Source organism: Agarivorans sp. QJM3NY_33 (assembly GCF_050870865.2).
Lineage (GTDB): Bacteria > Pseudomonadota > Gammaproteobacteria > Enterobacterales > Celerinatantimonadaceae > Agarivorans.
The window spans coordinates 4,806,829-4,830,684 of record NZ_CP194039.2; the positions used below are offsets into that span (position 1 = coordinate 4,806,829).

Consider the following 23,856-nt stretch of genomic DNA (forward strand, 5'->3'; position numbering starts at 1 on the left):
GGTTCTCACCTATCGTTGACTAACAACTTAAATTTCGTCTAAGTTCACGTAATACTTGGCGTGCTCCAGGTCGGATACCACGCCAAATAACAAAACTCTCGGCGGCTTGTCCCACTAGCATGCCTAAACCGTCCACCACCTTAGCTGCGCCATGGCGAATCGCCCAAGCATTAAATGCAGTCATTTGCGCAGAATAAGTCATGTCATAACACAACAGTTTGGAATGAATGAGCTCAGCGCTTACCGCTGGTAGCTCTCCAGCAAGACCCGCTGAGGTTGAATTAATGATAATATCAAACTTCCCACTGAGCTGCTCAAATGAGCAAGCCCGAACTTCACCAAACTCCGCAAAGCGCTGCGCCAAAGTTTCAGCCTTACTCAAAGTACGGTTAGCAATAAGCACTTCATTGGGTTGCTCTAACAGCAAGGGATGTAGCACGCCACGCGCCGCTCCACCTGCGCCTAACAATAAGATGCGTTTATATTTGAGCTCACCGAAGTTGGACAGTAAATCCGCCACCAAGCCCGCGCCATCGGTATTATCTCCCAAAATCACACCATCGTCGGTCCGTTTGAGGGTATTCACCGCGCCCGCTAATAAGGCTCGTTGGGAATATTGCTCAGCCGCTTGATAAGCTTGCTCCTTAAAAGGGGCCGTGATATTGCAACCTTTACCGCCATCTAACCAAAATTGCTGAAGCGCGACGGCAAAACCATCAAGGGCTGGTTCAATCGCCTTATAAACCAGAGCTTGCTGAGTTTGTTGAGCAAATAAAGTATGAATGAAGGGAGATTTTGACTGACGGATTGGATTGCCAAATACTGCGTATAAATCCATGTTGAACGCTACTTAAAGAAAACATAATTGCACCTTAACAAGGCTACACAGAAATGCCAAAGTGCAATGGTTTAAAATAACAAAAAAAGCAGCTTACGCTGCTTTATTTTAGTCTTCACCGTCTAGATCGGCAGTGCTAACATCCTCCACATCATCATCGCCATCGTCAACGTCACTATCTACCACTCTAGCCTGAGCTTTCGGTGGATTACTGACTAAACCATGAAAGGCTTTACGCCCAGTAAGCTTTTTATACTTCAACCATAGTTTTTGCTCTGCTGTTTCCGGCTCAGCTTCGCTACGACATACCGCGATAAAGGCTTGTTCAACTTCGTCTTGTGGTTCCCGAAGAGACTCATCCAACTCTTTGAAAGCGTAACCACAACGCTCTAACAACTCAGCTTCTTTAATGGTAAAAGCACCACTACGAGAAAAACCACGGCGAAAATGTTTATCATCTGAAAATCGACGTTTTGCTAAAAACGATCCATTCATAGCTTAAAATCCAACTAATAAAAAAATCATTAAAGTTAACTTGATGGGGACCACCCAACAGTTAAAATAATTAATCTAAAGTCGGCATTCTTGCAAGAATTTAAATCATTTTTTTAAGATAAATTATGCTTTTAGTCTGAGCCAATCTCTGGCAACCAAATAACGTTGGTATAATTGCTGTTCAGCACTCCCCGGCGAAGGCTGCCAGTTGTAACGCCATCGAACCAAAGGCGGTAAAGACATCAAAATGGATTCAGTACGGCCCCCCGATTGCAAGCCAAACAAAGTGCCACGATCATAGACTAAGTTAAACTCAACATAGCGTCCCCGTCGATACAGCTGGAAATCTCGTTGTTGTTCAGTAAATGGAAGCGCTTTACGACGCTCAACTATCGGCAAATAAGCCTTGAGAAATCCTTCGCCGACCGCTCGAGTAAAGGCAAAACTTTGCTCAAAGCTGGGAGTATTTAAGTCATCAAAAAACAAACCGCCAATTCCACGTGTTTCATTTCGATGTTTCAAAAAGAAATAACGATCACACCAAGCCTTATATTTCGGATAAACATCATCCCCAAAGGGTTGGCACAAATCCGCCGCTGTTTGGTGCCAGCTAATACAGTCTTCATCGAAACCATAGTAAGGCGTTAAATCAAAACCACCACCAAACCACCAGATCGGCGCCTCGCCCTCTTTTTCAGCAACAAAAAAGCGTACGTTGGCATGAGAAGTGGGCAACATGGGGTTGTTCGGGTGAATGACTAACGAAACCCCCATCGCCTCAAAGTGTCGACCCGCCAGTTCTGGCCGCTGGGCAGTGGCCGAAGCTGGCATTTGTTGCCCACAAACATGAGAAAAGTTAACGCCTGCTTGCTCAAACACCGCACCGTCACTCAATACGCGAGTTCGACCCTCCCCCGTTAAGCCTTGATGTTCAGCTGGATCGCGTTGCCAATCATCGTGAAGGAAAACAGCCTCACCATCTTGCAACTCTAATTGTTGACATATAGTTTGTTGTAGTTGCAGCAGAAACTGACGTACCGCTTCAATATTCACATCTTGCATCGTACTTCCTTACACGAGTCCTAAGGGCGTAACAGCGCACCAGTTTTAATGTCTAAAATTTGGCTCGTTTGTTCAGCACCGCCTAAGGCACCATCTAAGACCAAATCAACACCTTGTAAATGAGCCGCATTAACCGCTGTTAAGGCAGGAGGTTCACCACTATAGTTGGCTGAAGTTGAGACCAGAGGCTTGCCCCATTGCTGGCATAAGCTTTCAACCACTGGATGACGAGTTATCCGCACCGCGACCGTATTAAATTGTCCACAGATCCAAGCAGGTGTCTTGTCCGATACCGGGACCAACCAAGTCGTAGGGCGAGCCTGTCGGCTTAACAACTTCTGCCGCTGTGACGAGCTTAGCCCTGCGTAGTCAATATAGGGTAACAAAGGCGCTAAGCTAGCAGCCAACAAAATAAGGCCCTTCTCAACAGGTCGACACTTAATCTCTAAAATTTTCTGTACTGCGACTTGATTATCGGGATCGCACCCCAAACCAAACACCGCTTCGGTAGGATAAGCAATCACAGCGCCTTGCTGTAGGGCGAGCACAGCTTGGTTGACATCGAAACTGATGGCTGCTGGAAGTAGGGGTTCTGTTGTCATTACTCTTTTACTTTCACTAGGCTATGAATTAATAAAAATTGTAAGGCGGCGCAAACCACCACCGAAGGCCCTGCTGGGGTATCTTGATACCAAGATAAACATAAGCCAAACAGCACTGAAATCGCCCCAAACAAGATAGCTAAGAGCGCCATTTTCTCGGGAGAGCGACTTAAACGTCTTGCCGTAGCAGCCGGAATCAACAACAAAGAGCTAATAATTAGAGCACCAACGATCTTCATCGCAATGGCAATGACCAACGCTAACAACAGCAATAATAAAGCCCGCATTAATCCGATATTAACACCTTCTACTTCAGCTATTTGCTCATTCACCGTCGCCGACAATAAGTTGTTCCACTGACTGAGTAACAGCGCAAGAACTAACGCGCCGCCACCCCAAATCCATAATAAATCTTGGTGGGTGACCGCAAGCAAATCACCGAACAAATAGGCCATTAAATCGACTCGCACATTATCCATCAAAGCCACCACGACTAAGCCCAAAGATAATGCCGAATGCGCCATAATACCCAGCAAAGTATCACTGGCGAGTTGCTTGTAGCGCTGCAAGGATAATAAGATAATCGCCAATGTCACTCCGCTAATCACCACCGCGAAGACCGGATTAATCTGCAACCATAGACCTAAAGCCAAACCCAACAGAGAAGCATGCGCTAAAGTATCACCAAAATAAGCAAGTCTGCGCCACACCATAAACGAGCCTAAAGGGCCTGCTAATACCGCAATACCTAAGCCTGCGAGCAGGGCATTAATTAAAAAATCGTCCATGGTTTAACTATTCTCTTCGGTCGATGCGTGGTGCTGATGATCTTGTTCATCACACACATGATGATGAGTATAAACGGCCAATTGCTGGCGTTCATTGTGGGCAAATAAGCGGGCAAACTCGGGATGTTGAGCGACACTTTCCGGCTCTCCATGACAACAAACATGGTGATTTAAGCAAATCACATGGTCAGTTCCGGCCATCACTAAATGTAGATCATGCGACACCAGCAATACACCACAGTTAATTTGTTGTGCGATATCAGCAATCAACTGATAGAGTTCAATTTGCCCACTAATATCAACCCCTTGTACGGGTTCATCCAATACCAACAATTGTGGTTTGCCTAACAGCGCGCGCGCCAACAATACCCGTTGTAACTCACCGCCCGACAAACGAACAATTTGTCGGGTCAACAAACCATCAATACCCAACTGTCGAATGACTCGACTCAAATCTTGTTTAGAATAATGTCGAGCCAATTTTAAAAAGCGCTCAACCGTTAACGGAAAGGATTCATCAAGATTAATCTTTTGCGGTACATACCCAATGCGCAACTTAGTCGCTTTAGTTATATTGCCAGAATCGGCCCGCAACAAACCTAAAATCACTTTCACCAGCGTACTTTTACCGGCGCCATTTGGACCAATCAGCGTCGTAATCTGGCCGCGATTGAGCTCCAGCGAGACATGATCTAATACCAGCCGCTGATCAAAACTAACGCATACATTGCTTAATGAAAGTAAGGTGGTCAATACCAAAATCCTATGATTAAATCTAACGTAAAACCCCAATGGGGTTTCATCAAGGGCGCGCTATTCTACACTAGATGTTACACTATCGTATTATTTTACTAAATCATCTCGAATAGCCTACATGCGTAAACTGATCTTTGCTTTATTGTTAATCGCCACGCCCACATGGGCAACCAACGCGAATATTTTAGTCAGTATTAAACCCTTGCAACTATTGATTAGTAGCCTGACCGAAGGCGAACAGACAGTAGAGTATTTAATTAGCCCTAACGTGTCACCACATGACTACGCATTACGTCCCTCGGATGTAAGACGGATCCGTCAAGCCGACTTAGTGATATGGGTGGGCGACGAACTGGAACCTTTCTTAAGTAAACCGCTAAGCCAGACCCAACGTGCTCAACTGGCATTACTTGAACTAAAGGATTTACAACTAATTAGTGGTGAAAAGGCCCACCAACAGCATCAACACGCGGAACATCACCATGAGGTTGACCCACATATTTGGCTTGGCCCCGCCGAAAGTCGCGTCATAGCAAAAGCAATAACTGAACAACTGATCAAATTCAATCCTGAGCAACGTATCCATCTACAGCAGCAATTACAGCGCTTTAACCAACGCTTAGATCAGCTCAACAAGAAAATTGACCAGCAGCTAAGGCCCGTCAAGCAACAGGGTTACTTTGTGTTTCACGATGGCTACAGTTACTTCGAGCGACAGTTTAAATTAAACCGTTTAGGAGAGTTCACCATTAACCCACAACGTAGACCCGGTGCCAAAACGCTACAATACATACGCCAAAATCTAGAGCAAGGTTCAGCTCAGTGTATTTTTGCCGAGCCGCAATTTGATGGTGCGCTACTGCATACTATTAGCGAAGATAGCGGTGCAAAGATCGGCCTGTTGGATCCCTTAGGCATCGCCGTTGTACCAAACGCTCAGAGCTACTTTCAATTACTGCAAAATATGGCCGATGCATACCGCAATTGCTTAAGCAGCGAACAAGCGTAATTTACCAGCATCAAAAAGGAGTCTCGGCTCCTTTTTGATTCAAATCGTTATTTATATCACTCGAGAAAACTGCTGGCGCCGTGCCTGACTGCGGAAGTAGACATCAAAACACATACAAATATTTCGAATTAATAAGCGCCCCTTATCGGTAACGACTAAGATTTGTCCATTTAGCTGTACTAAATCATCATCCAAAAATCCCTGCAATAACTTCAAGTCTTCTGCAAAATACTGCTCAAACTTCAAATCAAACAGTCGCTCAATCTCAGCAAAATCCAATTTAAAATTACAAATCAGTTTTTTAATCAACTCGCGACGGATCAAATCATCTTGCGTCAAAGCAATACCTTTCCACTGAGCATGGCCTAAACGATCCATTTGAGCGTAGTAAGTCTTCAACTCTTTTTGATTTTGGCTGTAAGCATCCCCTAACATTGAAATCGAAGAAACGCCTAAACCCAATAAATCAGCTTCGCCTTGGGTCGTATAACCTTGAAAGTTACGATGTAAATTACCTTTGCTCTGAGCGATTGCCAGCTCATCATCAGGCTTGGCAAAATGATCCATTCCAATAAATTGATAACCATGCTTTACAAGAAACTCAATACTGTCACGTAAAATGCCTAAACGCTCATCACTACTCGGAAGTGCCGTTTCATCGATCTTTCTTTGGGCCGCAAAACGACTCGGCAGATGCGCATAGTTAAATACCGATAAACGGTCGGGATCTAACTCGATCACCCGCGCTAAAGTCTGATTAAAACTGTGGCGAGTCTGATGGGGTAAGCCATAAATTAAATCAATATTAACCGAACGAAAACCAAGCTGTTTAGCACGCGCCACTAAGGCAAAAATAAAACGCTCATCTTGCTCTCGATTCACCGCTTGCTGTACCTGCTTATTGAAGTCTTGCACGCCTAAGCTAATCCGGTTAAAACCTAGTTCAGCGAGTAAATCAATGGTCGACAGTTCGATTTCCCGAGGATCAACTTCAATGCTAATTTCAGCGTCTTCAGCAAATTGAAACTGTTTATGTAAGATGGCCGTCAAGCGTTTCAGTTGTTCAGCTTGAAGATAGGTCGGCGTACCTCCTCCCCAATGCATTTGACTCACCAAACGCTGTTGGAAACGTGGTGCGCGTAGCAAAATCTCTTGCTCTAAATAATCGAGATAAATATCAGCCTTATGCTGGTGGCGAGTAATCAGCTTATTACAACCACAGTAATAACAAAGCTTATGGCAGAACGGGATATGTAAATAGAGTGATAAATTTCGATTTGGAAACTTTTCGCAGGCAATATTAAACTGTGCCTCTGCGAAGTCTTCACTAAACTCTAAGGCCGTAGGATAAGAGGTATAACGCGGCCCAGAATAATTATACTTTTCAATGAGTGACTGATCCCAGTCAACACCTAATATGGCCATCCGATCTTCTCCTAGAGCGTATCTATGTTAAGTTGGGCGATTACTTTAGCTTCTTGTAAGATCTGTTGCTCTAAAGCTTGTTCGTGAGCTTCGCGATGCTGATCTTGACGTTTGCGCTGCGGCAAAGGTAAGCGATTTCGAGCCTCATGAGTGGGTAACTCATTGATCGCATCATACAATTGAAACACCGCAGGAAAGCGCTGCGACCAATCGATCAGCTTAGGCGTTTGCAGCGCCACTAACAGATTACACAGACGAATTACGCCTTCCGATAAGCCACAGCGTTGCTGCTGCATCGCGATTGCAATATAACTAATATCGCTCAATAAGCGTTGGTTGCGTTTAACAACGGCTTGTTTAATCACTTTATTTTGACCAAATAAACGTCCAACCAACAAAGCGGCATACACCGCCAAGGCCACAATAATAAGCGCCGCAATCAGCAACAGCCAAAACATCGTTGTTAATCCTTATATTGATCCAAGGACGCGCTATTTAGCGAACGCCATAACTGCTCATCTTCGTCTAAAGCGTCCGCCTCTTCGGCATCTTCAACCAGACCCAATTCGGCCAATAATTCAGCATGGCGAGCCAGCTGTAAATCAAGCCACTGCTGATCTTGTTTACTAATACTCCCCCCCTCATCCAAGATATCGATGAGGCTTTCTAAGCGGGGATCCGCTTCTAAGTTTGCCAATTCTTTTTCTGGGCTTAAAACCACTTTTTTCTTGGTAGGTTTCGCGGCCGGCTTACGCGCCTGAGGAGCCTCAACACCTAAGGCGACTGGCGTCTTACTGCCAAGCCGTGCGTCTTGCTTTTCGACCGCTTGACTTTGATGACTGCTCGCCTCAGCGATCTGCTGACGACTCCCAGAAGCCTTACCCTTACCAATGGTGACCCGATCGGGAACAGCCACACGCTTAGCTTTAAAGTCAGGATCTTTACGCATCCCAATTAAGCCGCCTTTACGATTTTTTTTACCTCTAGCCATCTTCTTTACCTTTTAAACGGTCTGAAATAGGGCCACATCTGGGCCGACTATTTGCAATTGAAACTGATAGTGTTCCGCCAACCAGCACAACGTATTATCACTATAAAACGCAAGGTGCGTGGGATCATTCTTGTAATGCCACTGCGGGAACACCTCGGTTCCCCAATGACGTTTTGTCATTACCGCTAACAATCCCGGTTTATCCACTAACGACAGCAGTTGTTTCCAAGCACTTGCTGGAAAATTGAAATGTTCAACAACTTCGGTACAGGTCACAAAGCGATAACGTTGCTGTAAATACTGTGCCTCTGGATAGTATATAGGATCATAGTTGAGTAAGTGATGACCCGCCTGCGCCAACAATAACGATAGAGCCGGACCCGGCCCACAGCCAAAATCTAGCCCGACGGCCGAGTCATCTAAGGCCGCAATGACTGGCTCACTCACTCGCCGCAAAAAAGATAAATATCCAGCATCCTGAGGATCGTTATGATGCAAGTCATACTGAGCTTTTTCCGCCAAAGGACTTAAGTGATCATTAGGATCGACAAAAATGAGATCACAACGTGAGCAATGCCAATATTGGCGGCGTTTATCACGATAAAAATCGTTCGCAGAAACAGCACTGCAGAGTGGACATTTCACCGCTTAACACCTCGCCTATTTTTTAGGGGCGCAAGTGTAACACTTAGAATTAAGATGGCGAATAATAAATCAGGAAGAACGGAGTAGCGCCAGCTACTCCTTGTGGGATTAGTGCAAACCACCCAGATATTGCGACAAAATTTCGATATCTTTATCCGTCAGTTTGGTTGCGATATCACGCATCATACCATTCGGGTCGTTATTACGCGTACCACTTCGGAAACTTTCTAACTGGGTCTTCAAGTAAGTCGCATATTGTGATGAGATACGCGGAAACTTAGCTAAGTCATGACCAACACCACGAGGACCGTGACAGGCCGTACAGGCTGTAATACCACGCTCCAAATCACCTCCCATATATAGCTTTTTACCAGCATCCACATATTCTGGAGCTGTGGTATTGGGGCTCATCGGCTGGCTCGAGAAATAAGCGGCCAAATCTTGCATATCTTGCTCGGAAAGCGGCATCGCCATACCACCCATCACCGGGTTACTACGCCCTTCTCCACCAGTTGCCGCAGCCTTAAAGTTTTCTAACTGCTTCACAATGTATCCAGCGTGCTGGCCTTCTAATTTGGGGTAGCCTAAGGCCTCGCCCTGATCATTATGACAAGCTTTACAGGTCGCAGCCTTTTGCTCCCCAGCCGTAGCATCTCCCTTTGCCCATACCGGACTGGCTACACCCGCCACTAACATTAACACTAAGGTAAGTTTTTTCATGACATTCCATTTATTAGTATTATTCCAAACCACACACACTGGCGCCCGTGATACACTTAGCTAGCCCAGTAACGGCATATTTTACACAATTTTACCAAAAACGTAATGTATTACCCCAAATTCCTGTGAGAGCTTAACTTAACCATGGCGCAATATCATTTTCAAAACACCCACTTCATTACCAGCGCTCCTAACATTCAGGCAATGCCTGAGGACAGCGGAATTGAAATCGCCTTTGCTGGCCGCTCCAATGCGGGAAAATCCAGTGCGCTGAATGCCCTCTCCCGACAAAAAAGCTTAGCCCGAACCAGTAAAACCCCAGGGCGAACCCAACTCATCAATGTATTTGAACTGAGTGAAGGCGTTCGTTTAATCGATTTACCTGGCTATGGATTTGCCCAAGTGCCCGAAGAAGTGAAGAGACAATGGCAAAAATCTTTGTCTGAGTATTTGCAAGAACGGCAAAGCCTGAAAGGGATCGTGGTATTAATGGATATTCGCCATCCCTTCAAAGATACCGACCGCAGCTTAATACAATGGGCAGTTGAGTCTAACATTCCGGTACTCGCACTCTTAACCAAATCGGACAAACTCAAACAAGGTGCACGCAAAACAGCGGTATTACAAGGCCGAGCACTCGCAGCAGAGTTTGGTGGAGAGGTGCGTGTGGAAGCTTTTTCTTCTCTGAAAAAACAGGGTCTAGATTTACTGCAAAACAGCCTAGTGACTTGGTTCGACCAACATAGCCAAGAACAAGCCGAATAAAAATACTCAGGCACCTTTATTGACGCTTCAGTAGGGTTCGTCTTATACCCAACAATCAGATACGAGATAGGCCAATAGCTCTAAGACTGGCGGCCTATCTTCATTTATTCGCGACGAACAAGCAGCCAGCAAAAATCTACAGCATCAAATTTCGCTCAAAAAAAAGCCCCATCATCTGATGAGGCATACTAAGAAAAGAATTCTTAAAAACTGAAAGCACTATTCCAATTGCATAAATTAAGACTGCGCCAAAAATAATAAGTTCACACTAATTCATAAAAACTTTCCATTTCTTTCTTTTTAACCCTCTGAGTAGCCAGAGATAAACATCCATTTGTCGCCAATACATCACAACGACCACTTAATTTTATAAATCAGCAGTTTCATGCCATCAGCAAAAACTCAAGCAAATATGTAATTTAGCAACGAATAATAAGGAATTTATAAACAAACAATGGGAATAAAAGAATAAATGGTAAAAATCTGAGGTCGGTTCACGTTTTAGATAAAAAAACGCCTCGACATAAACTGTCGAGGCGGCAAAATAGCCTTTTTCAACTACGTGAAATAAAGGTCTGAAAGATAGAACATCTTACCTCTGTACCCTACGACTCTTACTCTAGAGCAATACCGCCGAAAAATAAAGCACTTTTTGTAATGAAATTTCACATTTACACAAATAGAAGTGATTTAATTACCTGAAAACGTTTTCTGAATTACAAAAATCAATGCCGCCAAATTTCAAAAAAAAGGAGGCCTAGGCCTCCTTGATCAAATATTTCTATAATTTAGTGTGCTTCATCCCAATTATCCCCCACCCCCGCTTCGGCAATCAAAGGTAAGTCGAGGGTCACCGCCTGCTCCATTAACTGGGTTAACTTCGGAACGACCCGCTCCAATTCACTTTCTAGAACCTCGAATACCAATTCATCATGAACCTGCATCAACATTTTGCAATGTTCGCTCGCTTGAGTTGTTAACCACTGGGCGACCGCTATCATTGCCTTTTTAATAATGTCAGCGGCGGTGCCTTGCATCGGTGCATTCACAGCGGCTCGCTCAGCAGCCTTCTTACGCATACCGTTACGCGAGTTAATTTCAGGCAGGTATAAACGTCGACCAAATAGGGTTTCGACATAACCATGCGCTTGGCAGAAATCACGGGTGGTATCCATATAGACCAGTACTCCAGGATAACGCTCGAAATAGCGGTCCATATAGGCTTGCGCATCACCGCGAGCAATCCCGAGTTGCTTGGCGAGACCAAAAGCACTCATGCCATAAATCAACCCAAAATTAATTGCTTTAGCACTGCGTCGTTCATCGGCACTGACCGATTCCAAAGCCTTACCGAAAACTTCGGCCGCAGTCGCCCGGTGAATATCTTCGCCGGCAGCAAAGGCCTTGAGTAAACCTTTATCTTGAGAAAGATGGGCCATAATTCGCAGCTCAATTTGCGAATAATCGATAGCCACCAGCTTATAACCCTCGGCTGGGACAAAGGCCTGACGAACTTTACGCCCCTCTTCATGACGGATCGGAATATTCTGTAAATTAGGGTCGGTGGATGAGAAACGTCCAGTGGCCGTTACAGCTTGATGATAAGAAGTGTGCACACGACCGGTACTTGGTTCCACCATTTTTGGTAGTTTGTCGGTGTAAGTGGACTTCAATTTGGACAAGCTACGATATTCCAAAATAACCTTGGGTAGTGCATAGTCCAGCGCCAGTTCCTGCAATACCTCTTCGGCGGTTGAGGGCGCACCTTTGGGGGTTTTCTTCACCACCGGTAACTGCATCTTGTCGAATAAGATGGTTTGTAATTGCTTCGGAGACCCTAGATTAAACGCTTCCCCAGCCAAGTCATGAGCCTGCTTTTCGAGACTATCAATGCGCGCAGCCAGTGATAAACTGTGCTTGGCCAAAAGCGCGCTATCAATCCGCACCCCTTGCCGCTCGGTTTGTGAAAGAATCGACACCAGGGGAACTTCCACTTCCTCAAACAACTGCTTCAACTTTGGTAACTGCTCTAACTGGGGCCATAAAGCCTGATGCAGACGCAAGGTAATATCGGCATCTTCTGCGGCATAGGGAGCAGCCACATCTAATTCAATCTGGTTAAAGGTTAGTTGTTTGGCACCTTTACCAGCAATATCTTCAAACTTAATGGTTTTATGCTGCAAGTATTGCAACGATAAGGAGTCCATATCGTGGCGAGTAATGGTGCTGTTGAGCACATAGGATTCCAACATCGTGTCGAACCGGATCCCCTGTAAATTGATGTCGTAGCGGGCCAAAACACTGGCATCATATTTTAAATTTTGCCCAACTTTAGATTTATTGGGATCTTCCAATAAAGGTTTTAACTGGGCCAATACCCAGCCACGATCCAATTGCGCCGGTGCATCTAAGTAGTCGTGGGCCAAAGGTAAATATGCAGCACAGCCTGCTTCCACCGCAAACGATAAACCAACCAGTTCTGCCTGCATATAATTGAGTGAGGTAGTCTCGGTATCAAGCGAAATCAGCTCGGCCTGTTCCAGCTTGCTCAGCCAATCACTAAACTGCTGTTCACTGAGAATGGTTTGATAATCCCCAATAAGAGGCTTTACCACCGCTTGGTTTGCCACATCACTCGCTTGAGCCACCCCAGAGCCAGCACTGTCTTTATCTAAAACTTCACTAAGCCAACGTTTAAATTCTAGCTGGCCAAATAGAGCAATCAGCGCATCTTTATCTTCCGGGCTGCGACTCATATCATCCATGCTGAAGCCAACCTCAACATCGCACTTAATGGTTGCCAATAAATAAGATAAACGCGCCTCTTCAGCATGCTCGCGCAGTTTTTTGGGCATGCTTTTAGAGCCCCTAAAACCTAAGGGGGCCACCGCGTCTGGGTCAGCTAGCAAAGCTTCGACACCGCCAATGCCTTGTAACATGGCCAGCGCGGTTTTCTCGCCAACCCCAGGTAAACCGGGAATGTTATCGACTTTATCGCCCATCAGCGCCAAATAGTCGATAATGAGCTCTGGCGCGACCCCAAATTTTTCAATCACTCCCTCTCGATCCATCACAGTATCGGTCATGGTATTAATCAGAGTGATATTTTGATCGACCAGCTGAGCCATATCTTTATCACCGGTACTAATCAATACGGCTTTGTTTTCAGCGGAGGCCTGTTTGGCTAAGGTTCCAATGACATCGTCTGCTTCCACCCCAGAAATCGCCAAAAGAGGCAAACCCATAGCTTTAATCACCGCATGTAAAGGCTCAATTTGGCTACGTAAATCGTCAGGCATTGATGGGCGATTTGCTTTATAGTCGCTATAGATCTCATCGCGAAAAGTCTTACCCTTAGCGTCAAAAACCACCACGATGTGTTCAGGCTGAAACTGCCTCAGCAAGCTACGCAGCATATTAATCACACCATAGACCGCGCCGGTTGCTTCACCTTTAGAGTTCGTCAGATGAGGGGGTGAATAATATGCACGGTACAAATAAGAAGAGCCATCTACTAATACCAGAGGCTGCTCAGGGAGGGTCGCCATAAGCTTGATCCATAGTTCAATTTTTAATTGCGCACGATGATGCCACAGCCACCTAAAATGCACCAGAGCTAAGCCCTTAGCCAGAGAATAAATTGTGGATAAGTCTGTTGACAAACAGCAATAATTCTCTCGCAAAAATAGAAGCAAGATAAAGGTTATAAAAATAAACCACTATTAACAACAGGTTATGTAAAAACAAACAGGAAGATCTGGAGCGGTGAATACTTTTCCTAATGTGGAAAACATCATTCCATGACGCTGTTTTTGCAAACTAACTGAGCAATAATTAAACAAGCTAAGCTAGGCAGGTGGGTAAATATAGAAGATTACTCTCGGGCAAACCTTGGATTAGATCACAATTTGACCAGCTAAAAATATTATTTTTTTAAGTTAAGTTGGCATGCTCTAAGGCGACCAATAATGGTGCGCAACTTGCGGAAAATTGCGATAAATTGGCGCATTCAAACCAACAACTGTCACTCAAAAGATCATAGCGCCACCACCACAATTGCTGTTCAAGATAAAACCCTAGTACTTGCCAATCGGCACCCTGTTCGTTAAACGACTCAGCCCATCCCTGCTGTTCAATAAATTGACGAGCAAAAGCCATGAAGTTCTGCTCAGTTAGCTGATGTTGCAGATTAATCGCACCATGTTCACTCAGTATCTGGTATGCCTTGATCAACTGCTGCATGAGATTTCCAGACACTTCCCCCAATGTGGTGGCGGGGCTGCAAAACGCTCGGCGTTTTTCTGAGGATTAAAGGGTTGGCTTAAGATTTGATGCAGCGTTTGCAACTCCGAATAATCTCCAGCTTCGGCAGCTGTGATCGCTTGTTGCGCGAGATAATTACGCAATACATATAAAGGCACATGTTGTTGGATAGCCTCACAGCGCTGTGTTTCGTCTCGCTCCGCCTCGGCGCAGCGCGCCCGATAAGTCGCTAACCAAGCTTGCCAAGGTTCGCCCAGTAAAGCTGGCAACTCAGCCATCGGTTGGGCTAAACTGCGTAAACTGGAATGATAATCCAAACCTTGCTGCGCCATTAAACTGAGCACACCGGAAAGCAAAGATTCGTCTTGATCTTGCCACTGTGACAAACCCAACTTATTGAGCATAAACATCTGATAATGTTGATTAATCACTCGCTGATAACGTAACCACAGAGCCTCACTTTGGTGACTGGGAACATAATCCGACAAGGCTTGAGCTAAACGCTGCAAGTTCCACAAGCCTACCGCAGGCTGCTGATCGAAGGCATAACGGCCATGATGATCACTGTGATTACAAATATGCCGCGGATTAAAATCATCCAGAAAACCGTAAGGACCATAATCGATGGTTAAACCCAAGATCGACATGTTATCGGTATTCATCACGCCATGACAAAAACCTTCAGCCTGCCATTTAGCGATCATTAGAGCAGTGCTATCAACCACCTGCTGCAACATCGCCAACACTGGATTAGACTGCTTTAAACAATCACTAAAATAATGCTCTAAACAAAAGTCGATCAGCCGTTTGAGTAGGCCGGATTGCTGCTGATAATAAAGGTATTCGAAATGACCAAAGCGAATATGACTAGGCGCGAAGCGCAGCAACATAGCTTCTTTTTCCAAACGCTCTCGGCGCACTTCGCCTCCACCAACTCCGAGGCTTAGCGCTCGGGTGGTGGCGATCCCCAAGGCCGCCATGGCTTCACTGGCCAAAAACTCGCGGATACTGGAACGCAATACCGCTTTGCCATCACCTTGTCGTGAGAAAGGGGTTAAACCCGAGCCCTTCAGTTGCAGCTCCCAGTGCTCTCCCTGTGGCGTTTTCAGTTCACCCAATAATAAAGCGCGACCATCACCCAATTGTGGAGAATACCCCCCGAACTGATGGCCCGCATACACCGTAGAAACCGGGTCCATCCCGTCAACCAGTAATTGTCCTGCCGTTAATCCCAAACCCTGTTCACTAGCCATAAAGTTCGCATCCAAAGCTAACAACTGGCAACTCTGTTGACTAACGATCACCATCTCTGGCTCACTCAAAGCTGTTGGCTGTTGCTGATGGCATAGCTCGGGAAGCGCTTGGGCAAAGCGATTTACAAACTCCATATAGCTCCTTCTCTATGACTTTGCACGGACTTACCCCGGCTGGTATTGGCCAATCAGCGCTAAGAATTGATGGCCATAGCGCTCCAATTTTTTTAAGCCTACACCACTGATGCTTAACATCTCATGCTGTGTCTGCGGCAGACGCTGGGCCATTTCGATCAAAGTCGCATCATTAAACACCACAAACGGCGGTACCGATTCTTGATCGGCTAAACGCTTTCTTAAATTACGTAACAAAGCGAACAAACGTTTATCATAAACCCCATAGGCCGCATTTTTTTTACTTTGTTTGGTGGTATTTAGGCGCGGAACCGCCAAAGATAAGCCTTGCTCCCCCTTTAAAAAGGGTCGAGCGGCTTCGGTCAATTGCAGTACCGAACTACGAGCAATATTTTGCTGTAACAAACCGAGATGGATCAATTGGCGCAAAACACTCATCCAATGTTCATGCCCAGACTGTTTACCAATCCCATGAGTCGAAAGCTTATCATGACCCTGCTCTAAAACACGTTGGCTCATGCTACCACGTAACACTTCGATAACATAACCAATCCCAAAGCGCTGACCCAAACGATACACACAGGAAAGCGCCTTCTGCGCATCTTCTAAGCCATCATATTGTTTCGGCGGATCGAGACAAATATCGCAGTTACCACAAGGCTTGGCTAAGTACTCACCAAAATAATTGAGTAATACCTGGCGACGACAAGTTTGCGCCTCGGCAAAAGCCACAATAGCGTTAAACTTGTGACTCTCTACTCGGCGTTGCTGTTCATTGTCGTTTTCTTCAATCATCCGCCGCACCCAATTGGCATCAGCCGGATCGTATAAAAACACCGCTTCAGCTTCGGTACCATCACGCCCCGCACGACCAGTTTCCTGATAATAAGCTTCAATATTACGTGGGATGTCGTAATGAAATACATAACGTACATTGGGCTTATCAATCCCCATACCAAAGGCAACCGTGGCCACCACGACTTCTAATTCGTCACGTTGGAATTGCTCTTGCACCAGCTGACGCTGCTCGATTGGCAAACCGGCATGATAAGCCGCACAACGCAAACCCTCAGCGCCGAGTTTGAGAGCCAACTCTTCCACCCGTTTGCGGCTACTACAGTAGACAATGCCGCTGTCTTCTCGGCGACGTTTCACATAATCACTCAACTGCTGCCAGGGGCGATACTTTTCCTGCAAGGTATAACGAATATTCGGTCGGTCGAAGCTGGAAATATGCGTGAAAGCCTCAGTCAAATTCAAACGCTGCAAAATATCTAAACGAGTCGTATCGTCGGCGGTCGCGGTTAAAGCCACGACCGGCACATTTGGAAAACTTTCCTTTAAGCAACCCAGCGCACTGTATTCCGGCCTAAAATCATGCCCCCATTGGGAAATGCAATGGGCTTCATCGATGGCAAACATGGCTAAAGACCATTGCTGCAGGCGTTCGATGAAGTCACCATTAATCAAACGCTCGGGTGAAATATATAGTAGCTTCAACTCACCCTGTTGTAAGCGGCGATAAATCTCATATTGTTGCTCTCGGGCTAAACTGGAGTTTAGATAAGCCGCATTTACCCCATTGTGCAACAAGCTATCAACCTGATCCTTCATCAAGGAAATCAAAGGGGAAATCACCACGGTTAAACCCGGTTTCACTAAGGCAGGTATTTGATAACACAATGACTTACCACCACCGGTGGGCATAATAGCTAAGCAATCTCGATGATTCAGCAAACGCTCGATCACCGCCGCTTGTCCGGCTCTAAATTCGGCAAAACCAAACACATCTTGTAGAATTTTTTGAGCGCGTTGCATGAAAGGTAAGGATCCCTAAATTCAGTCGAGAAACAATCAGTCGGTCATTGTAATCAAGCCTAAGGGTCTTGTCTTGGTTTGCCTTTATTCTTTTAAAGCTTTACAGTATTCAAACGTGCGTTTAAATTCTCTAGGACGGATCATGAGCAGCTCTCGACAACATAAATGGCGACAAGCGATAGCCGACACTTTCATCAATCGGATGCCATTTAATCAACTGCTTGGAATTGAATTACTCGAATACAGCGCCACTGGCGTGAAACTTAAATTACCCATGTCCCCCAAATTGGTCGGTAATCCCATTCATGGCATTTTACATGGCGGGGTCACCGCGACTATTTTAGATGTTGCCGGAGGAATGACGGCTGCGGCTGCAGCACTGGAACGTCTCGCCGACTTAAGCAGTCAACAACTCTCGGAGCAACTAAGTAAAACCGGCACCATCGATCTGCGCATCGATTACCTACGTCCTGGTGTCGGCGAACTATTTTACGCCTCGGCAGAAGTGATCCGCTCAGGGAATAAAGTCACTGTCACCCGTATGGAATTACATAATCAACTCGGCACCCATATCGCCTTTGGTACTGGCACCTATATGGTTGGTTAAATAAAGAAAACACTCTAAGAAACTGATATTCCGATTTCGGTGAGCGGTAGTTGTTCTGTTCACCCTACGCGATAGTGTCACTGTGATTACACGGCTTTTATTTCCACCAAGATTAATCGATAAAAATTCACCGCCATTACAAAATATTGATAATTATTCAGTTCACTTCGCTGAATTTTCTCAGTTGGAGCTATACTGTAACTAAGGATAGACTTCATAAGGTGGGCTAGAATAGCGATGAGTGCGGTAAGTTGTTCTCCAAAGTTGATCACTTTACTGGAAGCTGTTTTACAAACAGCACTGCAGCAGGCCCGCACGCTCAATATTGATGACTTAGCACAATGGAGCGAGCATGAGCTAAATGGCTATGGTGATTTCGCTCATTTCCCTGATTACCGCATCGTAGAATGCAAACAATTTGGCATATTCGAAAAAGCGCAACAAAGCTTACAACACTTTGAACAGATCCATGACGACTGTCTGAATGAACGGGATCGCTGTCGATTACGCTATTTACACATTCAACCAGCACTCAGCCAGTGTTTAAACAATCAAGAAGAAACCCAGCGAGCTTGGCCAACTCTGATACTCGCGAATTATGCGGAAGGCATTATCCCTGGTTACCGTTGTGTAAGAGCTTGGCAAAGCTATCACAAGCCCTTACAGGAGCGGCTGATCAATGGTGTCCTCGGCCATTTGTTGCACCTAATCCAATTGAGCGACTGTCCTGAACAAAAACCACTGTTAAATGAGATTAAACAATTATGTGAACAAGAGAATAACTTACGAGATACATGGCAAAAATTGTATACCGACTGCCACGCACCTTCGACAATACAAGGCGATTAAATGACTGAATGCAAAAGCTACCATTGAAAATATGGTGACCAACCTAAGCCCCTGCTACACTAACTTGCCTTTTCTCTTGTTTACCTAATTTTATGCCAATTCAATCCACTAAACATGGTGTTATGTTTGCGCTTGGCGCTTACATCATGTGGGGCATTGCACCCGTCTATTTTAAGAGCCTTACCGAAGTACCCGCCTACGAAATCTTAGCTCATCGGATTATTTGGTCTTGCCTATTTGTCGCCTTATTGCTCACTTTTAGTAAGCAGTGGCGGGCAGTAAGAGCAGTACTCAAACATCCTAAACAGCTTTCGGTCTTAGCACTCACTTCGCTGTTAATTGGCGGAAACTGGCTAATTTTCATTTGGTCGATCAATAATAATCGGATGTTAGATGCAAGCTTGGGCTATTACATTAACCCGCTATTTAATGTGCTGCTGGGCATGCTATTTTTGGGCGAGCGTTTTCGCAGCGCTCAGTGGGTGGCGATCGTATTGGCACTCATTGGGGTGTTGATCCAGCTGCTGAGTTACGGCTCACTACCGTGGATAGCATTGAGCCTTGCCATAAGCTTTAGTATTTATGGCTTATTACGTAAACAAATTAACCTAGCAGCACTGCCGGGTCTGTTTGTCGAAACTTTGTGGTTAGTGCCGTTGGCACTGACTTACTTATTTATTCTTGCTGACTCCAGCACGAGCCATTTTACCAACAACAGCAGCACACTAAATGTGCTGTTACTCAGCGCAGGTGTGGTCACCACCCTACCACTACTGTGCTTTGTGGCAGCCGCGACTCGGCTGCGCTTATCCACCATCGGCTTCTTTCAGTATATCGGTCCCTCATTGATGTTTATCCTAGCGACCAGTATTTATGAGGAACCATTAGAACCGATGAAACTATTAACTTTTAGCTTTATTTGGCTAGGTTTAGCAATTTTCACTTGGGACGCATTGCGCCAACGCCGTAAACCCAAAACGGCCACTTAGCTTGTTTTTAAAGCAGCGACTAAATGGCCTCCAACCTTGCATAGGCTAATACTAACCACTTCGCCCCGGCTTCTTCAAACTGCACCTGAACCCGGCTCTGTTGCCCAGAACCTTCGTAATTTAGCACGATGCCAGCACCAAATTTAGGGTGGGAAACTCGCTGACCAAGGTTAAAGCCACTGTCATCAAACGCCGCTTGCTGTAACTGATGAGAAAAACGCCCTTGCGGCACGGGTCGACTCACGGCGGTATTTAAACGCACCTCATCAACACAATCACCCGGCAGCTCACGCAAGAATCGCGACGGTGGATGGAACACCTCTTTCCCCCATAGCCGACGACTTTCGGCATGACAAAGATAGAGTTTGACCATGGCCCGAGTCATCCCAACATAACAAAGCCGTCGTTCTTCTTCGAGACGCCCCGACTCTTCAGCCGATTGCTGGCTAGGAAACATGCCTTCTTCCATTCCCACTAAAAACACCATGGGAAACTCTAAGCCCTTAGCGCTATGCAGTGTCATTAGCTGCACCGCCGCTTCGTCGGCCTCGGCCTGATTATCACCAGCCTCTAGTGCTGCATGCGACAAAAATGCCACCAATGGAGAAAGATCTTGGTCAGCTTCCATCTGAGTAAATTGCTGAGTCGCGGTCACCAGTTCGTCTAAGTTTTCGACCCGTGCTTGGGCCTTTTCGCCTTTCTCCGCTTGATACATCGCCAACAAACCGGAGCCTTTGATCACATAGTTGGTTTGCTCGCTCAACAACATTTCTTGGGTTTGCAGCTTGAGTTGCTCCAACAATTGAACAAATTGTTTCACTGCATTCGCCGCTCTGCCCGACAGCGCGTTTTGTTGCAAACAATAATCCACCGCTTGCCATAAACTCAACTGCTGTTCCCGAGCAGCCTGACGCAATAACTCGATGGTACGCTGGCCAATGCCACGGGTCGGCGTATTTACGACCCGCTCAAAGGAGGCGTCATCATGAGGGTTACTGAGTAAACGTAAATAAGCCAGCGCATCCTTAATTTCCTGACGTTCGAAGAAGCGTAAACCACCATAAATCCGGTAAGCTAAGCGCTCCTGCATTAAGGCATCTTCAAGTACCCGAGACTGGGCATTATTACGATATAAAATCGCACAGTCAGATAAACTGACGCCATGTTCTTCGACGCGCTGCTGGATCCGAGCCACCACAAAACGAGCTTCATCAATATCGTTGAAGGCGGTATAGATAGAGATCAGTTCGCCTTCTTTATCTTCGGTCCACAGACTCTTGCCCATCCGTCCCTGATTGTTTTCAATCAGTTGATTCGAAGCTTTCAGAATATTGGCGCTACTACGATAGTTTTGTTCCAAACGTATGGTATTAACTTGCGGCACTTCCATTTCGAAACGCTGAATATTTTCAATCTTCGCTCCGCGCCAACCATAAATCGATTGATCATCATCCCCCACAATAGTGATGTGATTGGCATCGGTGACTAACAGCCGTAACCAAGCGTATTGTATGGTGTTGGTATCTTGGAATTCGTCCACCAAGATATGCCGGAAGCGCTGCTGATAGTGCTGTAAGATATGCGGTTGTTTCAACCATAACTCATGAGCACGCAACAAGAGCTCGGCAAAATCGACTAAACCCGAGCGATCACAGGCCTGCTGATAGGCCTTATAGATTTCAAGATATTGACGCTCAATGGGATTATGACTGTAATCCACATGCTCGGGGCGCTGCCCCTCATCTTTACGTCCGTTGATATACCATTGAATTTGCTTGGCTGGCCATTGTTTTTCATCTAAGTTCATCGCTTTAATCAAACGCCGCAATAAACGGTATTGATCATCAGAATCGATGATTTGAAAATCGTCAGGCAAATTTGCATCACGATAATGAGCACGTAACAAGCGGTGTGCCAAGGAATGAAAGGTTCCCAACCACATACCTTGGAAGCGACTGCCCACCAGACTCTCCACCCGCGAACGCATTTCAGCTGCCGCCTTATTGGTAAAAGTTACCGATAGAATAGACAAAGGAGATACATTCTCGACCTGCATCAGCCAGGCAATGCGATGCACCAATACACGAGTCTTACCGCTGCCAGCGCCTGCCAGAATTAGCATATTACTTGGGGCAGCAGCGACGGCTTCGCGCTGCTTATCATTGAGGCCGTCTAACAGCTCAGAAATATCCATGGTGCTCTCTTTAGGGGGAAAAACACCTGTATATTATAACAGGTGTTGCAGTTGTGCCAGTTGGCTTATCTCGATATCCGGTAAAGTACTCAATCGGCTTGATGCTTGACCCGCTTGATTGAGCCAAATCGAACGATAACCAGCCTGAACTGCGCCAGCGACATCGGTGACAGCATGATCACCCACATGGGCAATTTGGCTCGGCTTGAGTTGTAAAAGCTGACTCGCGCGCTGATACATATCCAATGCAGGTTTGGCTCGAAGGCCTGAGCCCGCTTTCAGAGTTACTTCAAATACCGCCGCTAAACCAATCCGCTCGATATCAACATTTCCATTGGTGATAGCCACTAAGCGGTAACGTTTAGCCAAACGCTGCAATAAAGCAAGATTGTCATGCGGTACCACAAAATCACTGCGCACCGCTAAAAACTGCTGAAAAATTTGTTCACTTAACAACTCGGCCTCTCTCAAACCGAGTCCGTGCTCCTGAAAAGCCAAGCATAACCAAGCTTTACGGCAAGCGCTGACATCTTCCATTAAGTGAGGCGCGTCCTTTAGCACCCGGCGCCTGTATTGCTGCCATTGGCCCGTCGTTAAATGAGCCGTGGCATGAACCTGCGCTTTAAGATAAGCCATCAACCATTGTTCAGCGCGCTGGATATGCGGCCCATTGAGATAAAGTGTATCGTCCAGATCGAAAGACAAGGCCTGAACAGGGGACCAACTACGGTAAAAAATCATCGCCTCTCTCTCACTTAAGATTTGCGTTTGGCGCGAGGGTGAGCGGCATCATAACTACTCGCTAAATGAGCAAAGTCCAAATGAGTATACACTTGGGTGGTGGACAAATTGGCATGACCCAGCAACTCTTGAACCACTCTTAAATCACCGCTGCTTTCTAATAAATGCGTCGCGAAGGAATGGCGTAACTTATGCGGATGGAGGGTACTGCTTAACTGCATTTGTTGCGCCCAATGCTGCAAACGCTTTTGTACTGTACGATGCCCAATCCGTTGTTGACGAACACTCACAAACAAAGCCGGCTCTTCTTCATCCATGACCAACAAGCGCCGTTGACGTAACCACTGTTTCAGTGCCTGCTCGGCCTTGCCACCAAAAGGCACTAAGCGCTGTTTATTGCCCTTGCCCGTCACTAATAGCTGGCGTTGCTTAAAATCAACGTCGCCAATGTTTAAATTAACTAATTCGGCCAAACGGATCCCGCTCGCATAGAGCAGTTCCATCATCGCCAAATCGCGACAACTGACCAAATCGTCGCCTTTCATCGATAATAGTTGAGTGAGCGAATCCACATCGAGGTTTTTCGGTAAGGGCTTCCCCTGTTTCGGCGCAGAGATACCAACCACCGGATTCAAATCGACTTTATGTTGCTGCAAGAGGTAGTGAAAGAAGCTACGCAAGGCCGATAGTTTATTGGCCATAGAGCGTGCGGAAAGACCAGAGGACTTCAACTTCAGTAAAACAGCACGAATAATTTTACCATCCACCGTTTGCCACGAGGGACAACCCAAATTTTGTATCAATTTAAGCTGCTGCAGTAGACTACGCTGATAACTACTAATAGTCGCAGGGCTATAGCGGCGCTCCACCTCAAGATGGCGAAGAAAAGCGCTGATATCATCCTGCATATC

The 23,856-nt window shown here is 45.9% G+C and carries 23 protein-coding genes; 5 read left to right on the top strand and 18 right to left on the bottom strand.

Annotated features, from left to right (window positions below; translation table 11 throughout):
• Positions 1-19: 19 nt before the first annotated feature.
• The 6 genes from aroE to znuC form a co-directional block, all read right to left on the bottom strand.
• Positions 20-838, bottom strand: a complete 819-nt coding sequence (gene aroE / locus ACRRSY_RS21740; RefSeq protein ID WP_432455481.1) for a shikimate dehydrogenase — start codon at positions 836-838, stop codon at positions 20-22.
• Positions 839-946: 108 nt separating this feature from the next.
• A complete protein-coding gene (maoP, locus tag ACRRSY_RS21745; protein WP_432460434.1) occupies positions 947-1,333 on the bottom strand; it encodes a DUF413 domain-containing protein in 387 nt (128 codons plus the stop codon).
• Between the two features lie 123 nt (positions 1,334-1,456).
• Positions 1,457-2,395 carry an oxygen-dependent coproporphyrinogen oxidase gene (gene hemF, locus ACRRSY_RS21750; RefSeq protein ID WP_432455479.1) on the bottom strand — a complete coding sequence of 313 codons (939 nt, stop codon included), beginning with the start codon at positions 2,393-2,395 and terminating at the stop codon, positions 1,457-1,459.
• A 20-nt stretch (positions 2,396-2,415) separates the two neighbouring features.
• Positions 2,416-2,997 (bottom strand): Sua5/YciO/YrdC/YwlC family protein, encoded by a 582-nt coding sequence (locus ACRRSY_RS21755; protein WP_432455478.1) that lies wholly within the window; start codon positions 2,995-2,997, stop codon positions 2,416-2,418.
• Positions 2,997-3,785, bottom strand: coding sequence for a zinc ABC transporter permease subunit ZnuB (gene znuB / locus ACRRSY_RS21760; RefSeq protein WP_432464019.1), 789 nt, complete (start codon positions 3,783-3,785; stop codon positions 2,997-2,999). The genes ACRRSY_RS21755 and znuB overlap by 1 nt, the downstream gene beginning before the upstream one ends.
• A 3-nt stretch (positions 3,786-3,788) precedes the next feature.
• Positions 3,789-4,538: a zinc ABC transporter ATP-binding protein ZnuC gene (znuC, locus tag ACRRSY_RS21765; RefSeq protein ID WP_432464020.1), complete on the bottom strand. Its 750-nt coding sequence runs from the start codon at positions 4,536-4,538 to the stop codon at positions 3,789-3,791.
• Positions 4,539-4,659: 121 nt separating this feature from the next.
• On the opposite strand from znuC, the gene znuA reads away from it, so the two are divergent.
• Positions 4,660-5,550 carry a zinc ABC transporter substrate-binding protein ZnuA gene (gene znuA / locus ACRRSY_RS21770; protein ID WP_432455475.1) on the top strand — a complete coding sequence of 297 codons (891 nt, stop codon included), beginning with the start codon at positions 4,660-4,662 and terminating at the stop codon, positions 5,548-5,550.
• A 51-nt stretch (positions 5,551-5,601) separates the two neighbouring features.
• Here znuA and hemN read toward each other — a convergent pair whose 3' ends face one another.
• The 5 genes from hemN to ACRRSY_RS21795 form a co-directional block, all read right to left on the bottom strand.
• Entirely contained in the window at positions 5,602-6,975 is a 1,374-nt protein-coding gene (gene hemN, locus ACRRSY_RS21775) for an oxygen-independent coproporphyrinogen III oxidase (RefSeq protein ID WP_432455474.1), read from the bottom strand.
• 11 nt (positions 6,976-6,986) lie between these two features.
• Entirely contained in the window at positions 6,987-7,433 is a 447-nt protein-coding gene (locus ACRRSY_RS21780) for a DUF2489 domain-containing protein (protein ID WP_432455473.1), read from the bottom strand.
• 5 nt (positions 7,434-7,438) lie between these two features.
• Positions 7,439-7,966, bottom strand: coding sequence for a Der GTPase-activating protein YihI (gene yihI / locus ACRRSY_RS21785; RefSeq protein WP_432455472.1), 528 nt, complete (start codon positions 7,964-7,966; stop codon positions 7,439-7,441).
• A gap of 12 nt (positions 7,967-7,978) precedes the next feature.
• Positions 7,979-8,611, bottom strand: coding sequence for a class I SAM-dependent methyltransferase (locus ACRRSY_RS21790; RefSeq protein ID WP_432455471.1), 633 nt, complete (start codon positions 8,609-8,611; stop codon positions 7,979-7,981).
• Positions 8,612-8,719: 108 nt separating this feature from the next.
• On the bottom strand, positions 8,720-9,331 hold the full coding sequence (locus ACRRSY_RS21795) for a c-type cytochrome (RefSeq protein WP_432464021.1): 612 nt from the start codon (positions 9,329-9,331) through the stop codon (positions 8,720-8,722).
• 144 nt (positions 9,332-9,475) lie between these two features.
• On the opposite strand from ACRRSY_RS21795, the gene yihA reads away from it, so the two are divergent.
• Positions 9,476-10,096 (top strand): ribosome biogenesis GTP-binding protein YihA/YsxC, encoded by a 621-nt coding sequence (yihA, locus tag ACRRSY_RS21800; protein WP_432455469.1) that lies wholly within the window; start codon positions 9,476-9,478, stop codon positions 10,094-10,096.
• A gap of 788 nt (positions 10,097-10,884) precedes the next feature.
• Here the strand turns inward: yihA and polA are convergent.
• The 4 genes from polA to recQ all read right to left on the bottom strand — a co-directional run bounded on the left by polA (position 10,885) and on the right by recQ (position 17,565).
• Positions 10,885-13,644 (bottom strand): DNA polymerase I, encoded by a 2,760-nt coding sequence (gene polA / locus ACRRSY_RS21805; protein ID WP_432464022.1) that lies wholly within the window; start codon positions 13,642-13,644, stop codon positions 10,885-10,887.
• Positions 13,645-14,029: 385 nt separating this feature from the next.
• The gene (locus tag ACRRSY_RS21810; RefSeq protein ID WP_432460440.1) at positions 14,030-14,338 is read right to left on the bottom strand and encodes a DUF3630 family protein; all 309 of its coding nucleotides are present in this window, start codon (positions 14,336-14,338) and stop codon (positions 14,030-14,032) included.
• Positions 14,326-15,747: a protein adenylyltransferase SelO gene (locus ACRRSY_RS21815; RefSeq protein ID WP_432464023.1), complete on the bottom strand. Its 1,422-nt coding sequence runs from the start codon at positions 15,745-15,747 to the stop codon at positions 14,326-14,328. Before ACRRSY_RS21815 ends, ACRRSY_RS21810 begins: the two co-directional genes overlap by 13 nt.
• A 30-nt stretch (positions 15,748-15,777) precedes the next feature.
• Positions 15,778-17,565 (bottom strand): DNA helicase RecQ, encoded by a 1,788-nt coding sequence (gene recQ, locus ACRRSY_RS21820; protein WP_432455465.1) that lies wholly within the window; start codon positions 17,563-17,565, stop codon positions 15,778-15,780.
• A gap of 142 nt (positions 17,566-17,707) precedes the next feature.
• On the opposite strand from recQ, the gene ACRRSY_RS21825 reads away from it, so the two are divergent.
• The 3 genes from ACRRSY_RS21825 (at position 17,708) to rarD (ending at position 20,010) form a co-directional block, all read left to right on the top strand.
• The gene (locus tag ACRRSY_RS21825) at positions 17,708-18,172 is read left to right on the top strand and encodes a thioesterase family protein (protein WP_432455464.1); all 465 of its coding nucleotides are present in this window, start codon (positions 17,708-17,710) and stop codon (positions 18,170-18,172) included.
• A 237-nt stretch (positions 18,173-18,409) separates the two neighbouring features.
• Positions 18,410-19,021: an AbiTii domain-containing protein gene (locus ACRRSY_RS21830; protein WP_432455463.1), complete on the top strand. Its 612-nt coding sequence runs from the start codon at positions 18,410-18,412 to the stop codon at positions 19,019-19,021.
• A gap of 122 nt (positions 19,022-19,143) precedes the next feature.
• Positions 19,144-20,010: an EamA family transporter RarD gene (gene rarD, locus ACRRSY_RS21835; protein ID WP_432460443.1), complete on the top strand. Its 867-nt coding sequence runs from the start codon at positions 19,144-19,146 to the stop codon at positions 20,008-20,010.
• 19 nt (positions 20,011-20,029) lie between these two features.
• Here rarD and uvrD read toward each other — a convergent pair whose 3' ends face one another.
• From uvrD to xerC, 3 genes are read right to left on the bottom strand one after another with little or no spacing between them, the layout of a single operon-like run.
• Positions 20,030-22,204 (bottom strand): DNA helicase II, encoded by a 2,175-nt coding sequence (gene uvrD, locus ACRRSY_RS21840; RefSeq protein ID WP_432460444.1) that lies wholly within the window; start codon positions 22,202-22,204, stop codon positions 20,030-20,032.
• Positions 22,205-22,237: 33 nt separating this feature from the next.
• Entirely contained in the window at positions 22,238-22,945 is a 708-nt protein-coding gene (locus tag ACRRSY_RS21845) for an HAD-IA family hydrolase (protein WP_432464024.1), read from the bottom strand.
• Between the two features lie 14 nt (positions 22,946-22,959).
• Positions 22,960-23,853, bottom strand: a complete 894-nt coding sequence (xerC, locus tag ACRRSY_RS21850; protein ID WP_432464025.1) for a tyrosine recombinase XerC — start codon at positions 23,851-23,853, stop codon at positions 22,960-22,962.
• Between the last annotated feature and the right edge of the window lie 3 nt (positions 23,854-23,856).

What these genes read in the sequence shown, in the direction of transcription:
- aroE (WP_432455481.1), bottom strand. Translation starts at nt 838, where the DNA reads ATGGATTTATACGCAGTATTTGGCAATCCAATCCGTCAGTCAAAATCT.
- maoP (WP_432460434.1), bottom strand. Translation starts at nt 1,333, where the DNA reads ATGAATGGATCGTTTTTAGCAAAACGTCGATTTTCAGATGATAAACAT.
- hemF (WP_432455479.1), bottom strand. Translation starts at nt 2,395, where the DNA reads ATGCAAGATGTGAATATTGAAGCGGTACGTCAGTTTCTGCTGCAACTA.
- ACRRSY_RS21755 (WP_432455478.1), bottom strand. Translation starts at nt 2,997, where the DNA reads ATGACAACAGAACCCCTACTTCCAGCAGCCATCAGTTTCGATGTCAAC.
- znuB (WP_432464019.1), bottom strand. Translation starts at nt 3,785, where the DNA reads ATGGACGATTTTTTAATTAATGCCCTGCTCGCAGGCTTAGGTATTGCG.
- znuA (WP_432455475.1), top strand. Translation starts at nt 4,660, where the DNA reads ATGCGTAAACTGATCTTTGCTTTATTGTTAATCGCCACGCCCACATGG.
- hemN (WP_432455474.1), bottom strand. Translation starts at nt 6,975, where the DNA reads ATGGCCATATTAGGTGTTGACTGGGATCAGTCACTCATTGAAAAGTAT.
- ACRRSY_RS21780 (WP_432455473.1), bottom strand. Translation starts at nt 7,433, where the DNA reads ATGTTTTGGCTGTTGCTGATTGCGGCGCTTATTATTGTGGCCTTGGCG.
- yihI (WP_432455472.1), bottom strand. Translation starts at nt 7,966, where the DNA reads ATGGCTAGAGGTAAAAAAAATCGTAAAGGCGGCTTAATTGGGATGCGT.
- ACRRSY_RS21795 (WP_432464021.1), bottom strand. Translation starts at nt 9,331, where the DNA reads ATGAAAAAACTTACCTTAGTGTTAATGTTAGTGGCGGGTGTAGCCAGT.
- yihA (WP_432455469.1), top strand. Translation starts at nt 9,476, where the DNA reads ATGGCGCAATATCATTTTCAAAACACCCACTTCATTACCAGCGCTCCT.
- polA (WP_432464022.1), bottom strand. Translation starts at nt 13,644, where the DNA reads ATGGCGACCCTCCCTGAGCAGCCTCTGGTATTAGTAGATGGCTCTTCT.
- ACRRSY_RS21810 (WP_432460440.1), bottom strand. Translation starts at nt 14,338, where the DNA reads ATGCAGCAGTTGATCAAGGCATACCAGATACTGAGTGAACATGGTGCG.
- ACRRSY_RS21815 (WP_432464023.1), bottom strand. Translation starts at nt 15,747, where the DNA reads ATGGAGTTTGTAAATCGCTTTGCCCAAGCGCTTCCCGAGCTATGCCAT.
- recQ (WP_432455465.1), bottom strand. Translation starts at nt 17,565, where the DNA reads ATGCAACGCGCTCAAAAAATTCTACAAGATGTGTTTGGTTTTGCCGAA.
- ACRRSY_RS21825 (WP_432455464.1), top strand. Translation starts at nt 17,708, where the DNA reads ATGAGCAGCTCTCGACAACATAAATGGCGACAAGCGATAGCCGACACT.
- ACRRSY_RS21830 (WP_432455463.1), top strand. Translation starts at nt 18,410, where the DNA reads ATGAGTGCGGTAAGTTGTTCTCCAAAGTTGATCACTTTACTGGAAGCT.
- rarD (WP_432460443.1), top strand. Translation starts at nt 19,144, where the DNA reads ATGTTTGCGCTTGGCGCTTACATCATGTGGGGCATTGCACCCGTCTAT.
- uvrD (WP_432460444.1), bottom strand. Translation starts at nt 22,204, where the DNA reads ATGGATATTTCTGAGCTGTTAGACGGCCTCAATGATAAGCAGCGCGAA.
- ACRRSY_RS21845 (WP_432464024.1), bottom strand. Translation starts at nt 22,945, where the DNA reads ATGATTTTTTACCGTAGTTGGTCCCCTGTTCAGGCCTTGTCTTTCGAT.
- xerC (WP_432464025.1), bottom strand. Translation starts at nt 23,853, where the DNA reads ATGCAGGATGATATCAGCGCTTTTCTTCGCCATCTTGAGGTGGAGCGC.